The organism is Bradyrhizobium sp. USDA 4504, from assembly GCF_054063995.1.
In genome coordinates, this window is record NZ_JBSSGV010000001.1 from 2,750,259 (window position 1) to 2,763,550 (window position 13,292).

Consider the following 13,292-nt stretch of genomic DNA (forward strand, 5'->3'; position numbering starts at 1 on the left):
CGGAAAAACGGCTTGCCGGAGCCGCGCAAGGGTGGTTATCAGGCCCCTGATGGGCTATATGATTCCCCAGCAGAACCGACCGGATTTCCCCTTTGTCCGATAACGACGACCACAAGCCCGGCGAGCCGCCGGGACCCTCAGATATTCGTCCCGTTTCCATCCTCGACGAGATGAAGAAGTCCTATCTCGATTACGCGATGAGCGTGATCGTGTCGCGTGCGCTGCCCGATGCGCGCGACGGGCTCAAGCCGGTGCACCGGCGCATCCTCTATTCGATGCATGAGCAGGGACATACGCCGGACAAGAAATACGTCAAATCCGCCCGCGTCGTCGGCGACGTGATCGGTAAATATCACCCGCATGGCGACCAGTCGATTTACGACGCGATGGTCCGCATGGCGCAGGATTTCTCACTGCGCGTGCCGCTGATCGACGGCCAGGGCAATTTCGGTTCGGTCGACGGCGATCCGCCGGCCGCCTATCGATATACCGAAGCGCGGCTGACCCGGGCGGCGCTCGCCGTGCTGGCCGACATCGACATGGAAACGGTCGATTTCCAGCCGAACTACGACAACTCCGAGCAAGAGCCGTCGGTTCTGCCGGCCCGGTTCCCGAACCTTCTGGTCAATGGCGCGGGCGGCATCGCCGTCGGCATGGCGACCAATATCCCGCCGCACAATCTCGGTGAGGTCGTCGATGCCTGCGTGGCGCTGATCGACAATCCGGCGCTCACGATCGACGAACTGATCGACATCATTCCCGGACCGGACTTCCCGACCGGCGGCGTCATCCTCGGCCGTCAGGGCATTCGCAGCGCCTACCACCTCGGCCGCGGCTCGATCGTGATGCGCGGCAAGGTGACGATCGACACCATCCGCAAGGATCGCGAAGCGATCATCATCACCGAGATTCCCTATCAGGTGAACAAGGCGACGATGGTCGAGCGTATCGCCGATCTCGTCAAAGAGAAGAAGATCGAGGGCATCGGGGACCTGCGCGACGAGTCCGATCGTGACGGCTATCGCGTCGTCATCGAGCTGAAGCGCGAAGCGGTGCCCGACGTGGTGCTGAACCAGCTCTACCGATTCACACCGCTGCAGACCAATTTCCCGGCCAACATGCTGGCGCTGGATTCCGGCCGTCCGCAGACGATGAATCTGAAGGACCTGCTCACCATCTTCGTCGCGTTCCGCGAGCAGGTGGTGACCCGGCGGACCAAGTTCCTGCTCGGCAAGGCGCGCGACCGCGCCCACATCCTGGTCGGCCTCGCGATCGCGGTCGCCAACATCGATGAGATCATCCGCGTCATCCGGACCTCGCCCGATCCGAACACCGCGCGCGAGGCCCTGATGTCACGCGACTGGCCGGCACGCGACGTCGAGGCGATGATCACGCTGATCGACGATCCCCGGCATCGCATCAACGAGGACGGCACGCTGCGGCTGTCGATGGAGCAGGCCAGGGCCATCCTCGACCTTCGCCTGCAGCGCTTGACCGCGCTGGGCCGCGACGAGATTTCCGAAGAGCTCGACAAGCTCGCGGCCGAGATCGCCGACTATCTCGACATCCTGCGCTCGCGCGCCCGCGTGCAGGGCATCGTCAAGACCGAACTGGCCGAGGTGAAGCAGCAGTTCGCCACCCCGCGCAAGACCGTGATCATCGAGCAGGAAGGCGAGGTCGAGGACGAGGACCTGATCCAGCGCGAGGACATGGTCGTCACCGTGTCGCATGCGGGTTACGTCAAGCGCGTGCCGCTGTCGACCTACCGGGCGCAGCGCCGCGGCGGCAAGGGCCGCGCCGGGATGCAGACCCGCGACGAGGATTTCGTCTCGCGCCTGTTCGTGGCGTCCACGCACACGCCGGTGCTGTTCTTCTCGTCGCGCGGCCAGGTCTACAAGGAGAAGGTCTGGCGGCTGCCGATGGCCGCGCCGAACGCGCGCGGCAAGGCGCTGATCAACATCCTGCCGCTGGAGCAGGGCGAACGCATCACGACGATCATGCCGCTGCCGGAGGATGAATCCTCCTGGGCCAATCTCGACGTGATGTTCGCGACGACCGGCGGCACCGTTCGCCGCAACAAGCTGTCCGACTTCGTCGACGTGCGCCGTTCCGGCATCATCGCCATGAAGCTCGGGGAAGGCGAGGCGATCGTCGACGTCCAGATCTGCACCGAGCATGACGACGTGCTGCTGACCGCCGCCGGCGGCCAGTGCATCCGTTTCCCGGTCACCGATGTGCGCGTCTTCACCGGCCGCACCTCGATGGGCGTGCGCGGCATTGCGCTGCCCGAGGCCGACAAGCTGATCTCGCTGGCGATCCTGCGCCATGTCGAGACCACGTCGGACGAGCGCTCGGCCTATTTGAAGATGCGCCGCGCCGTGGCCGGCGAGGCCGCGACCGAGGAGCCGGTCGAGGCCGAGGGCGAGGAGACAGCGAATGCGATCCAGCTGTCGCAGGAGCGCTATGCCGAACTGTCGGCGGCCGAGCAGGTGGTGCTGACCGTCTCCGTCAACGGCTATGGCAAGCGGACCTCGTCCTACGAGTACCGCACCACCGGCCGCGGCGGCAAAGGCATCGTCGCGATGAGCGTCAACAACCGGAACGGCAACCTGGTGGCGTCGTTCCCGGTCGAGGACGCCGACCAGATCATGCTGGTCACCGACAAGGGTCAGCTGATCCGCTGCCCGGTGGCCGATATCCGCGTCGCCGGCCGCTCGACCCAGGGCGTGATCGTGTTCGACACCGCCGAGGACGAGCACGTGGTCTCGGTCGAGCACATTCCTGAAGAGGAAAACGGCGAGAACGGCAACGGCGGCTAGCGCCGCCGTTTCGGAGAACCCCCAGCCCGAATGCAGCCAACGGGGCGCGCACAACATGCGCGCCCCGTTGACAGGCTCCGCGAAATCCGGCGGCCTGCCTTACGCCCCTAGCCCAAGGGCAACGCCCTATGCTTTGATGGGGTCCGGCGGATCTACCGATTTCGGGAGGCCGTTGTGACCGATCATCGCGTTGAGCGGCGGCTTGCAGCTATCCTGGCGGCTGATGTGGCCGGATATAGTCGGTTGACCGGCCTGGACGAGGAAGGGACACACGTCCGGCTGAGGGAGTGTCTGCGTGGACTCGCTGATCCCAAGATCAGCGAACACCGTGGCAAGGTCGTCAAGCACACGGGCGACGGCATGCTCGCCGAGTTCGGCAGTGTCGTGGATGCGGTGCGTTGCGCCATTGAGGTCCAGCGCGGAATGGCCGAGCGAAATGCCACGGTGCCGCAACTCAAGCGGATCGAATTCCGCATTGGCATCCACGTCGGCGACATCATCGTCGATGAAAACGATATCTTTGGAGACGGCGTCAATATCGCCGCCCGCCTTGAAGGGATCGCGGAGCCCGGCGGGATCTGCATCTCGGACGATGCGCAACGTCAAATCCGCGGCAAGGTCGATGCCGTGTTCGAGGACATGGGCTCGCAGAACCTGAAGAACATTGCTGAGCCGATGCGCGCGTGGCGATTGAGGATAAACGCGGGCCATCCCGCTAGCGCCCCGACCGAGCCGCCGGTCGACAGCGCGCAAGCTCTGGCGCTCCCTGACAAGCCGTCGATCGCCGTGCTGCCGTTCGAGAATATGAGCGGCGACCCCGAGCAGGAATACTTCGCGGACGGAATGGTCGAGGAAATCATCACGGCGCTGTCGCGCTTCAAATGGCTGTTCGTGATCGCCCGAAATTCGAGTTTTACCTTCAAGGGCCGGGCGGTCGATATCAAGGAGGTCGGCCGCAGGCTCGGCGTCCGCTATGTCCTTGAGGGGTCTGTGCGCAAGGCCGCGGGGAAGGTTCGCATCACCGGGCAGTTGATCGATGCGGTTACCGGAACGCACATCTGGGCAGACAGGTTCGAGCGTGACCTGACGGACATATTCGCTCTCCAGGACGAGGTGACCGTCGCCGTCGTCTCGGCCATTCAACCAAAATTGCTGCAGATCGAAATCGGCCTGTCGGCACGGCGACCAGAGAACCTCACCGCCTATGATTTCTATCTCCGCGCCATGCAGCAGCATTACCTGATGACCGCCGACGGGTTGGCCGAGGCGATCAGGCTGGCGCATCGTGCTTTGGAGCTTGATCCCCGGTTCGGCTTTGTCGCCGCTCTGGCAGGTCTCGCTCACATGCAGAACATCCTTTGGGGGCATGCCGTCGATCCTCAATTTGACCGCAAGGAAGCGGTCCGGCTGCTTCGCCTGGCATTGAGCATCGACGATGGTGATGCGGAAACATTAGCCTGGGTTTCCCTCACCTCGGCGTACATGGTCGGCGATTGTGAGAGTGAGATCGAATTGGCCGACCGGGTGGTCGCTCTCAATCCGAATTCATATCGCGCATGGACCGCCAGAGGCAGCGTCTACAGAGTTGCCGGGCTTCCCGATGAAGCGGTCCGGAGTTTTGAACGCGCCATCCGCCTGAGCCCGTTAGACCCGCGGCTACCCATCACGTTTGTTGGGATGGGGATGGCCTTCATCGAGCTTCGCCGCTTTGACGAGGCCATTGCCGCAGCGAATAAATGCCGGCGCCAGAATGCCTCCTATTCGCTGGCCTACCGTTGTCTCGCGTCCGCGTTCGCTCATCTCGGACGCGACGCGGAGGCGCGCGAGGCGGCGGCGCTCCTGCTTCAGCTCGATCCCGCCTTTACAATTTCCGCAATGATCGCCAGGGGCGGGTACCCAAACGCGCAGCTGTTGATCGAGGGGCTTCGGAGGGCGGGATTGCCCGAATGAATTATGCCCGCGGGCGCCGACGAGGCGGCCATCGGGAGCCCGCGCGAACTGCGCGGACATGTAGGCGCGGTTGGTCGGGTACGACGTCCAGACGCCGTGCGGGCCGATATAGCCGAAGCTGTCGAGCGTGATGCCATTGATACGGCGGAGTGCCGTGCCCATGGCGGCGTAGATCGAAAACAGCTCCTGATCCGTCGGCGCCGCCTCGCGGTTGCCGAGCACGACGCCGTCGAGCTTGCTCATCAGCACAAAATTGAAGTCGATCAGCGCGCGGCTGTCGTCGGCTATGAGGATGCGGGGAATGGCAATGCCGGCGTCGCGCAGAAGACCGAGGACATAGACCTCCTTCGCCATCTTCCATTGCAGCTGGGCGGGGTAGACCTTGAGGATGCAGCTTGGCGCGTCAGCCCGCGTGATCTGGAGGATCGTGCTGATCTCGCCGCCGCGTAGCTCGGTGATGCCTGCCACGCGCGCGCCTGGCGCAATCCGATCGATGATCGCCTGAGCCTGATCGATCGGAATCGCCAGCCGCGGCTTCAGCTGAAGAGGCGGATCGTCTGACATGTCCGCATCCGGGCTGTGGGACTAGATCTCGATCTCCGTCCCGAATTCCACGACCTGTCCGGTCGGCACGCCGAAGAACGCCGCCGACCGTTCGGCGTTGCGCTGCAGGAACGCGAACAGCGATTCCCGCCACACCCACATGCCCGGAATGTCTTCCCGCGGGATGATGGTCTCGCGGCCGATGTAGTAGGTCACATCGGTCAGACGGAGACCGGGCAGTTTGCCCTGACGACAGGCGAGCTTTAGCCCTTCGTAAACGGTCGGATATTGCATGAAGCCGTAACGCAGGATGACGCGGATGATGCCCGGGGTGACGTCGTGAACCACAACGCGATCCTCGTCCGGGATGCGGGGGGATTCCTCGATCTGTACGGTGACCAGCAGCACGCGCTGGTGCAGCACGTGGTTGTGCTTAACGAACTGGGTCAAGGCAAGCGGCACGCCGTTAGGGGCGGAGGCGAGGAATATGGCGGTGCCCGGCAGCCGGCTGTGGCACTTGTTGACCGCGGTCTCGATCAGATCTTCTTCCGGCTGACGCAGCTTGCTGCGCGCCGTCTCGACCAGTTTCACGCCACCGCGCCAGGTCAGCATCAGGAAGGCCACCGCAGCGGCGAGCAGCAGCGGGAACCAGCCGCCTTCGAACAGCTTGGTCGAGTTCGCCGCAAAGAAGATCGCGTCGATGATGAAGAAAAAGCCGTTCACGGCGATCACGATGATGGGCGAATAGCCCCACTGGATCGCGACCAGCGCTGCAAGCAGCGTGGTGATCGCCATCAACAGCGACACTGCGATGCCGTAGGCGCCGGCGAGCGCGTCCGAGGTGCCGAAGGCGAGCACCGCGCCGAGTGTCCCCGCGGCGAGCAGCCAGTTCACCAGCGGCACGTAGATCTGCCCGATGGCATCGCTCGTGGTGTGCTCGATGTGCATGCGCGGCAGGAAGCCGAGCTGGATCGATTGCTGGGTCAGCGAGAACACACCCGAGATGATGGCCTGCGAGGCGATCACGGTGGCAATGGTCGCGAGCAGGACGAGCGGGTAATGCGACCAGTCCGGCGACAGCTGGAAGAACGGGTTTTCGATCGCGGTCGGGTCGGTGATCAACAGCGCGGCCTGGCCGAAATAGTTCAGCACCAGAGCGGGCAGGCAGACGGCGAACCAGGCGAGCCGGATCGGAAAGCGGCCGAAATGCCCCATGTCGGCATACATCGCCTCACCGCCGGTCACCGCGAGGAAGGCGGCGCCGAGGATGGCGAAGCTGACGTGAAAATCCTGATGGATCAGAAAATCGAATGCATAGAGTGGGCTCAGCGCAACCAGCACGCCGGGCGCCTTGACGATGCCGTGAATGCCGAGCGCTGCCAGCACGGCGAACCAGAACAGCATCACCGGGCCGAAGATCCTCCCGATGAAGCCGGTGCCCTGCTTCTGCATCATGAACAGGCCGATCAGGATCACGACGGTGATTGGCACCACCGCAGGGGTCAGCGAGGGCGCGTCGACCTTGAGGCCCTCGATCGCCGACAGCACCGAGATGGCCGGCGTGATCGCGCCGTCGCCATAGAGCAGGGCGGCGCCGATCAGGCCGACCACCAGAAGATGGGCGCGCCAGGTGCCGGGCGCCGCGTTGCGCGCCGAGAGTAGCGCCAAGAGCGCGACGATGCCGCCTTCGCCGCGGTTGTCGGCGCGCAGGATCAGCATCGCGTATTTGATCGAGATGATCAGGATCAGCGCCCACAGGATCAGCGAGACCACGCCGAGCACCGCGCTCTCGGTGAGCGGACCGCCATGGGTGGCGGCCTTGGCGGCTTCCTTCAGGGCATAGAGGGGGCTGGTGCCGATGTCGCCATAGACGACGCCCAGGGCACCGAGCGTGACGGCAACCGGGATCGGACTGGACGGGGGGTGGCCAGAAGAAACGATGGCGGGCGTACTCGTCACGGCAATCCCCCGGTGTCTTGCGCGCGCCGGGTCATCCGGCCGGGCGCCTTAGACGATAGTCTGCGACGGGACGTCGCAAATTACCATTGGGTTTTGTGTGACGGCCTGACCTTACGCCGGGCTGACGAGGGACGTCGCTCGACTACGGGCTACGGGGTACGGTCGGCGGTGACCAGGCGGGCTTCGCGAACCACTGTCTTGTTGCCGGCGCTGCGCAGGCACGCGGCCTCGAAATTCGGCCAGGCCTGCTGCGAGCAGTCCTTGCCGACCGGGTGGACGTCGAGACGGTCGCTCTTGGCCAGCGGCTGCGGGGTGGAGGCTTCGACCTGCGGCGCAAAGCCCGGCAGCACGGTGAGCGCGGCGGCAATGAACGCGGCAACAGCGATGGCGGAAAGTGCCTTGATCATGACGGTCCCCAGTTGATCGGGCCGCCCGGGCCCGTCGTTTCGTTGTCCAATGTCTACCGGCCGCAAGTTTCCTGGTGTCTTCGCCACCGCGGGAAATGGTTTCGTCGCGGGCCGGTTTTGTTTCGTCCGCCAACGGCCGACGAAACATTCACCCCGTAGACGCTGGCATCCCAGGACTCGTTCACTGGACGACTGGAAATTTGTTCCGAGCGAGCAATGGAACCCGGGCGGCTTGCCGGGGAGAGCCGGGCGGGTTAGGAGGGACCATGTCCCGTATCGCGATCTATCCCGGCTCCTTCGATCCCGTCACCAACGGCCATCTGGACGTGGTGAAACAGGCCGTCTTCCTTTGCGACCGCCTGATCGTCGCCATTGGCGTCCATCCCGGCAAGAAGCCGCTGTTTTCCACCGAGGAACGGCTGGCCATGGTCCATGAGGTGTTCGGCCCCATCGCCCAGCAGGCAGGCTGCGCCTTCGAGAGCGCGACCTATGACAATCTCACGGTCGCAGCGGCGCGCGCGGCCAAGGCCACGCTGATGATTCGCGGCCTGCGCGACGGCACCGATCTCGATTACGAGATGCAGCTTGCCGGCATGAACGAGGCCATGGCGCCCGAGGTGCATACCGTGTTCGTTCCGGCGTCGGTTGCGGTCCGCCCGATCACCGCCACACTGGTGCGCCAAATCGCCCAGATGGGCGGCGACTTCTCTTCATTCGTGCCGTCATCAGTCGCAGCTAGCCTGAAGGCCAAGTTCGCCGGCTGATCCCGGCGGCCTGCCACACCCCAACGTTAAAGCTCCGGAGTTGCCATGATCCGCATTCTTGCATTCGTTGCTGCGCTGCTCTGCGTCGTGCCCGCGGTCGCACAGCCGCTGCCGGCCAATCTCGACAAGGCCGATGCGATCGTGATCGACACCACCAAGGGCCGCATCGTCATCAAGCTGCGCACCGATATCGCGCCCAAGCATGCCGAGCGCATCAAGCAGCTGGCGCGCGAGGGCTTCTACAACAACGTGCCGTTCCATCGCGTAATGGACGGCTTCATGGCGCAGACCGGCGACGGCCAGAACTTCAACGGCACCGGCGGCTCGAAATATCCGAACCTGAAGCAGGAATTCTCCCAGGTCCCGTTCAAGCGCGGCATCGTCGGCATGGCCCGGCGCGGCGACAGCGTCGACAGCGCCAATTCGCAGTTCTTCATCATGTTCGCCGACGGGCCGAGCCTGAATGGCCAGTACACCGTGATCGGCGAGGTGGTGCAGGGCATGGACGTGGTCGACAAGCTGAAGAAGGCGTCTGCGGGCTCTCCTGGTGGAGCCGTCACCGATCCCGACAAGATGGTGAAGGTGCAGGTCGCATCCGACATCAAGTGATCCGCATGGCGGCGCGCTGCAAACCACTCGCCTGGTTCGCCGCGCCGCTGGTTTGCCTGACGCTGACCGCACCGGTGCAGGCCGAGCCGGAGCAACTCAATACGATCAAGGACGTTGTTCTTGCCATCCACCGCTGCTGGCGGCCGCCGCCGGCAGACAAGGCCGGCCCGATCGACATCACCGTCATTGTCAGCTTCAACCGCGAGGGCGCGATCCTCGGGCATCCCAGGATCAGCTATGAATCGCAGGAGGCGACCGACAACGACCGGATTGCATACCGGATCGCGGTGATGGAGACGTTGCAACGCTGCACGCCGTTGCCATTTACCGAGAGCCTGGGCGGCGCAGTCGCCGGCCGCCCATTCGCGATCCCGTTCAGGAATAAGAAGTATCCACCCCGAAGCCAGGAGAAGCGAGCATGGCTGCTACCGAAAATACTCTGATCCTCGAAACCACCCAGGGCCCGGTCACGATCGAGATGCGCCCGGATCTCGCGCCCGGCCACGTCGCGCGGATCAAGGAGCTGGTGCGCGAGGGCTTCTACGACGGCATCGTATTCCACCGCGTGATCGACGGCTTCATGGCGCAGACCGGCTGCCCGCAGGGCACCGGCATGGGCGGCTCCGGCAAGAAGCTGAAGGCCGAATTCAACAAGGAGCCGCATGTCCGCGGCACCGCCTCGATGGCCCGCGCCGCCAATCCGGATTCCGGCGACAGCCAGTTCTTCATCTGCTTCGACGACGCCTCGTTCCTCAACGGCCAGTACACCGTCTGGGGCAAGGTCACCGAGGGCATGGAGAACGTCGACAAGATCAAGCGCGGCGAGCCGGTGAAGGATCCGGACAAGATCGTCAAGGCGCGCATGGCCGCCGACGCGGCGTAAGTCAAACACTCCGTCATTCCGGGGCGATGCGCAGCATCGAACCCGGAATCTCGAGATTCCGGGTTCACGCTTCGCGTGCCCCGGAATGACGGCGCTGAAGTATTAGTCACCGCCATGCGCACCGACCTCTTCGACTTCGAACTGCCCCCGGAAAGCATCGCGCTTCGCCCCGCGAGCCCGCGCGATGCCGCGCGGATGCTGGTGGTGCATCCGGGCGGCGTGCTGCGCGACGCCGCGATCGCCGACCTGCCGCGGTGGCTGGAGCCGGGTGATCAGATCGTCGTCAACGACACCAAGGTGATCGCGGCGCAACTCAAGGGCCGCCGCATCGGGCGCGACACCGAACCGAAGATCGAGGCGACCTTGATCAAGCGGCTCGACGGCTCACGCTGGCAGGCGCTGGTGAAGCCGGCGAAGAAGCTCAGCCCCGGCGACACCATCCGCTTCGGCAATGAGGGCAGGGTGTGCCTGCTCGGCAATCTCGATGCAGAGGTCGAGGCCAAGGGGCAGGAGGGCGAGGTGACGCTGTCATTCTCGTTCCATGGTCCGATGCTCGACCAGGCGATCGCCGATGTCGGCGCCACGCCGCTGCCACCCTACATCGCTTCCAAGCGCAAGCCTGACGAGAAGGACGTCAGCGACTACCAGACCATGTTCGCCGCCAATGAGGGCGCGGTCGCAGCGCCCACGGCGGGGCTGCATTTCACGCCGGCCTTGGAGGCCGCGCTGAAGAGCCGCGGTGTCGAGCTGCACCGCCTGACGCTGCATGTCGGGGCAGGGACCTTCCTGCCGGTGAAGACCGAGGAGACCTCGGAGCACAAGATGCATGCCGAGTGGGGCTGCATCACCGCCGAGACCGCTTCCGCCTTGAATGCCGCGCGCGCAAAAGGCGGCCGGATCGTCGCGATCGGCACCACGTCGCTGCGCCTGCTGGAAAGTGCCGCCAGTGCCGACGGCACTATCGAGCCGTTTGCGGCGGAAACCTCGATCTTCATCACGCCGGGCTACCGCTTCCGCGCGGTCGATATTTTGCTGACCAACTTCCATCTGCCGCGCTCGACGCTGTTCATGCTGGTCTCGGCCTTCTCCGGCCTCGAGACGATGCAGGGCGCCTACGCGCATGCGATCAGGGACGGCTACCGGTTCTATTCGTATGGCGATGCGTGTTTGCTGTTTCGCGCGCGAGGCTAGCTCCGCAAGCACGGTTGCTTCACCGTCACCCTGAGGCGGCCGCTTCTTCAGCGGCCCTCGAAGGGCGACGGCCCGACTGGGGCCGATGCATCCTTCGAGACGCCCGCCGCGCGGGCTCCTCCAGCGACAATGGCTGCGCCATTGCGCGGGGATGACGGTTCTTGCATTCACGCCATCGCGCGTTCGGGCAGCAGCTCGGCGATCTGCACCGCGTTGAGGGCGGCGCCCTTGAGCAGCTGATCGGCCGCGACGAACATCGAGATCGAGTGACCGCTGGGGTCGCTGAGATCCTTGCGGATGCGGCCGACCAGCACGTCGTCCTGGCCGGAGGCATCGATCGGCATCGGGAAGTAGTTCTTGGCGCGATCGTCGACGACCTTGACGCCCGGCGCCTGCGCCATCATCGCGCGCACCTGGTCCTCGGTGATCGGCTTCTCGCATTCGAAGGTGATCGACTCGCAATGCGCGCGCAGCACAGGCACCCGCACGCAGGTAACGCCGACCGCGATCTTCTCGTCCTCGAAGATCTTGTGGGTCTCCTTGATGACCTTGGTCTCCTCGTCGTTGTAGCCGGTCTCCGGATCGATCGCCGTGTTGTGGTTGAACAGGTTGAAGGCGTAGGGGTGCGGCATCACCTTCGGGGTGTAGACCTGTCCGTTGAGATTGGCGCGGGTGGACTCGACGAGCTCCTCCATCGCAGCTGCGCCGGCGCCGCTCGCGGCCTGGTAGGTCGAGATGATCACGCGCTTGATGCGGTTCTTCTGGTGGATCGGCCACAGCGGCACCAGCGCGGTGATGGCGGCGCAGTTCGGGTTGGCGATAATGCCCTTGTGGTCGCGGATGCGGTTGGCGTTGATCTCGGGGATCACCAGCGGCACGTTCGGATCCATCCGGAACGCCGAGGAATTGTCGACCACGACGGCGCCGGACTTCACCGCAAGCGGCGCGAACTTCCTGGAGATGCCGCTGCCGGCCGAGAACAGCGCGATGTCGACGCCCTCGAAGGCGCGCTCGGTCAGTTCCTCGATCACGATCGGCTTGCCGCGGAAGCTGATGGTCTTGCCGGCCGAGCGGGCGCTCGCCAGCGCCTTCAGCTTGCCGACGCGGAAGCCGCGCTTGTCCATGGTGGCGATGAATTCGGCGCCGACGGCACCGGTGACGCCGACAATCGCGACGACGGGATCGTTACTCACATTGTCCTCCATTCGAGTTGTATTTCAGGCAACAAAAAAGCCCCGGACCTTCATCAGGCGGGGCTTCGGGTAGAGATGATGCGGTTCGACCGACTACGCGCGCACGCCTCCCGAGGCCCCGGAGGGCTTGGTGGTTTTGCTGGTGCGTTTGGTCGCGGTGATCATGGAGCGGACTTATGCGGGACAGATCGGCGTCCGTCAACGGCTTTTGGGCGAAAACTTGGCGAGAGAAAACTTGGCGAGTGCCGCGCCGGCCTCAGCGCCTGCGCGCGCCGGGCGGTTCGAGGATCACCTCTTTCAGGTCGCTGCCGGCGAGCACGACGATAACGAAATTGAGCTTGCCGCGTTCGCGCATCAGGCCACCGCTGATCGCCTTTCCGGAGGTCGTGCGCTCGGCCACCCGCACGGCGTCGGCGAGGCGATGCCGGAGCGCCCTCAGCACGGCGAGGTTGTCACGGTCTTCGGTGCCGAGCGACTTCAGCGGCGCGGCGGCCTCGCCACCCACCACTTCGCCGGTCGCCGCGTCAATGGCGTGCCGCCAGATGCGGTCCTGCTGCATGGTCTTGACCCGGTAGACCGCAGGCTCCGACGCGCCGTCGAAGCTGATGTCGGCGGTTATCGAACCGGAATGCAGCGCCTCCGCAATCGCCATCGCCTTGCGCAGCGAGATCTGGGCCGCCTGGAAGCTGTCGAGCTCGCGGCGAACCGTGTGCGCATCGAGCGCGGTGTCGTTATCCTGCGGGGTAAGTGCTGCAGCCGTTGAGCTCGTGATCGCGTGCGCCGGCGTCGCGAAGGGCAGGGCAATGAGCGCGGTTGCCAGCAGCCGCGTGCCGAATACCCAATGCCGCAGTGCGTGTAATCGTCCCGTCGTCATGGTCGCATCCGTCGCGTCGAACCGCCGCCCGGGCAGAGAAAGTGCGGCCGACCTTTGTTAGTCAGAGGTCGGCCGCCGAACGTTCAGACGGAGCGATGGC

11 protein-coding genes and 1 pseudogene are annotated in these 13,292 nt (G+C 64.7%); 7 read left to right on the forward strand and 5 right to left on the reverse strand.

Translation table 11 applies throughout. The annotated features are described in order from the left end of the window. Positions 1 to 92 precede the first annotated feature (92 nt). Positions 93 to 2,819 (forward strand): DNA gyrase subunit A, encoded by a 2,727-nt coding sequence (gene gyrA / locus ACVMB1_RS12495; protein ID WP_141340413.1) that lies wholly within the window; start codon positions 93 to 95, stop codon positions 2,817 to 2,819. A 174-nt stretch (positions 2,820 to 2,993) separates the two neighbouring features. Further along, entirely contained in the window at positions 2,994 to 4,769 is a 1,776-nt protein-coding gene (locus ACVMB1_RS12500; RefSeq protein WP_141340412.1) for an adenylate/guanylate cyclase domain-containing protein, read from the forward strand. Between the two features lie 114 nt (positions 4,770 to 4,883). On the opposite strand, the pseudogene ACVMB1_RS12505 reads toward ACVMB1_RS12500, so the two are convergent. The 3 genes and pseudogenes from ACVMB1_RS12505 to ACVMB1_RS12515 all read right to left on the reverse strand — a co-directional run. Then, positions 4,884 to 5,333: pseudogene (locus tag ACVMB1_RS12505) on the reverse strand (phosphotransferase family protein); the annotation flags it as partial. Positions 5,334 to 5,354: 21 nt separating this feature from the next. Further along, positions 5,355 to 7,253, reverse strand: coding sequence for a potassium transporter Kup (locus ACVMB1_RS12510; protein WP_057018606.1), 1,899 nt, complete (start codon positions 7,251 to 7,253; stop codon positions 5,355 to 5,357). Positions 7,254 to 7,420: 167 nt separating this feature from the next. After that, positions 7,421 to 7,678 (reverse strand): hypothetical protein, encoded by a 258-nt coding sequence (locus ACVMB1_RS12515; protein WP_057018505.1) that lies wholly within the window; start codon positions 7,676 to 7,678, stop codon positions 7,421 to 7,423. Positions 7,679 to 7,944: 266 nt separating this feature from the next. Between ACVMB1_RS12515 and coaD the strand changes: the two genes are divergently transcribed. The 5 genes from coaD to queA all read left to right on the forward strand — a co-directional run bounded on the left by coaD (position 7,945) and on the right by queA (position 11,125). Next, on the forward strand, positions 7,945 to 8,442 hold the full coding sequence (gene coaD, locus ACVMB1_RS12520) for a pantetheine-phosphate adenylyltransferase (RefSeq protein WP_057018504.1): 498 nt from the start codon (positions 7,945 to 7,947) through the stop codon (positions 8,440 to 8,442). Positions 8,443 to 8,487: 45 nt separating this feature from the next. Beyond that, entirely contained in the window at positions 8,488 to 9,051 is a 564-nt protein-coding gene (locus tag ACVMB1_RS12525) for a peptidylprolyl isomerase (RefSeq protein ID WP_028332096.1), read from the forward strand. A 5-nt stretch (positions 9,052 to 9,056) separates the two neighbouring features. Further along, positions 9,057 to 9,494 carry a hypothetical protein gene (locus tag ACVMB1_RS12530; RefSeq protein ID WP_057018502.1) on the forward strand — a complete coding sequence of 146 codons (438 nt, stop codon included), beginning with the start codon at positions 9,057 to 9,059 and terminating at the stop codon, positions 9,492 to 9,494. After that, entirely contained in the window at positions 9,470 to 9,934 is a 465-nt protein-coding gene (locus tag ACVMB1_RS12535; RefSeq protein WP_016846097.1) for a peptidylprolyl isomerase, read from the forward strand. The genes ACVMB1_RS12530 and ACVMB1_RS12535 overlap by 25 nt, the downstream gene beginning before the upstream one ends. A gap of 114 nt (positions 9,935 to 10,048) precedes the next feature. Continuing rightward, positions 10,049 to 11,125 (forward strand): tRNA preQ1(34) S-adenosylmethionine ribosyltransferase-isomerase QueA, encoded by a 1,077-nt coding sequence (gene queA / locus ACVMB1_RS12540; protein WP_141340410.1) that lies wholly within the window; start codon positions 10,049 to 10,051, stop codon positions 11,123 to 11,125. 167 nt (positions 11,126 to 11,292) lie between these two features. Here the strand turns inward: queA and ACVMB1_RS12545 are convergent, their stop codons facing one another. After that, the gene (locus tag ACVMB1_RS12545; RefSeq protein WP_141340409.1) at positions 11,293 to 12,330 is read right to left on the reverse strand and encodes an aspartate-semialdehyde dehydrogenase; all 1,038 of its coding nucleotides are present in this window, start codon (positions 12,328 to 12,330) and stop codon (positions 11,293 to 11,295) included. A 244-nt stretch (positions 12,331 to 12,574) separates the two neighbouring features. Further along, on the reverse strand, positions 12,575 to 13,192 hold the full coding sequence (locus ACVMB1_RS12550; RefSeq protein ID WP_076828582.1) for a PepSY domain-containing protein: 618 nt from the start codon (positions 13,190 to 13,192) through the stop codon (positions 12,575 to 12,577). Between the last annotated feature and the right edge of the window lie 100 nt (positions 13,193 to 13,292).

Coding starts and splice junctions, on each gene's coding strand:
- coaD (WP_057018504.1), top strand. CDS start 7,945: ATGTCCCGTATCGCGATCTATCCCGGCTCCTTCGATCCCGTCACCAAC.
- queA (WP_141340410.1), top strand. CDS start 10,049: ATGCGCACCGACCTCTTCGACTTCGAACTGCCCCCGGAAAGCATCGCG.
- ACVMB1_RS12530 (WP_057018502.1), top strand. CDS start 9,057: ATGGCGGCGCGCTGCAAACCACTCGCCTGGTTCGCCGCGCCGCTGGTT.
- ACVMB1_RS12535 (WP_016846097.1), top strand. CDS start 9,470: ATGGCTGCTACCGAAAATACTCTGATCCTCGAAACCACCCAGGGCCCG.
- ACVMB1_RS12525 (WP_028332096.1), top strand. CDS start 8,488: ATGATCCGCATTCTTGCATTCGTTGCTGCGCTGCTCTGCGTCGTGCCC.
- ACVMB1_RS12550 (WP_076828582.1), bottom strand. CDS start 13,192: ATGACGACGGGACGATTACACGCACTGCGGCATTGGGTATTCGGCACG.
- ACVMB1_RS12545 (WP_141340409.1), bottom strand. CDS start 12,330: ATGGAGGACAATGTGAGTAACGATCCCGTCGTCGCGATTGTCGGCGTC.
- ACVMB1_RS12515 (WP_057018505.1), bottom strand. CDS start 7,678: ATGATCAAGGCACTTTCCGCCATCGCTGTTGCCGCGTTCATTGCCGCC.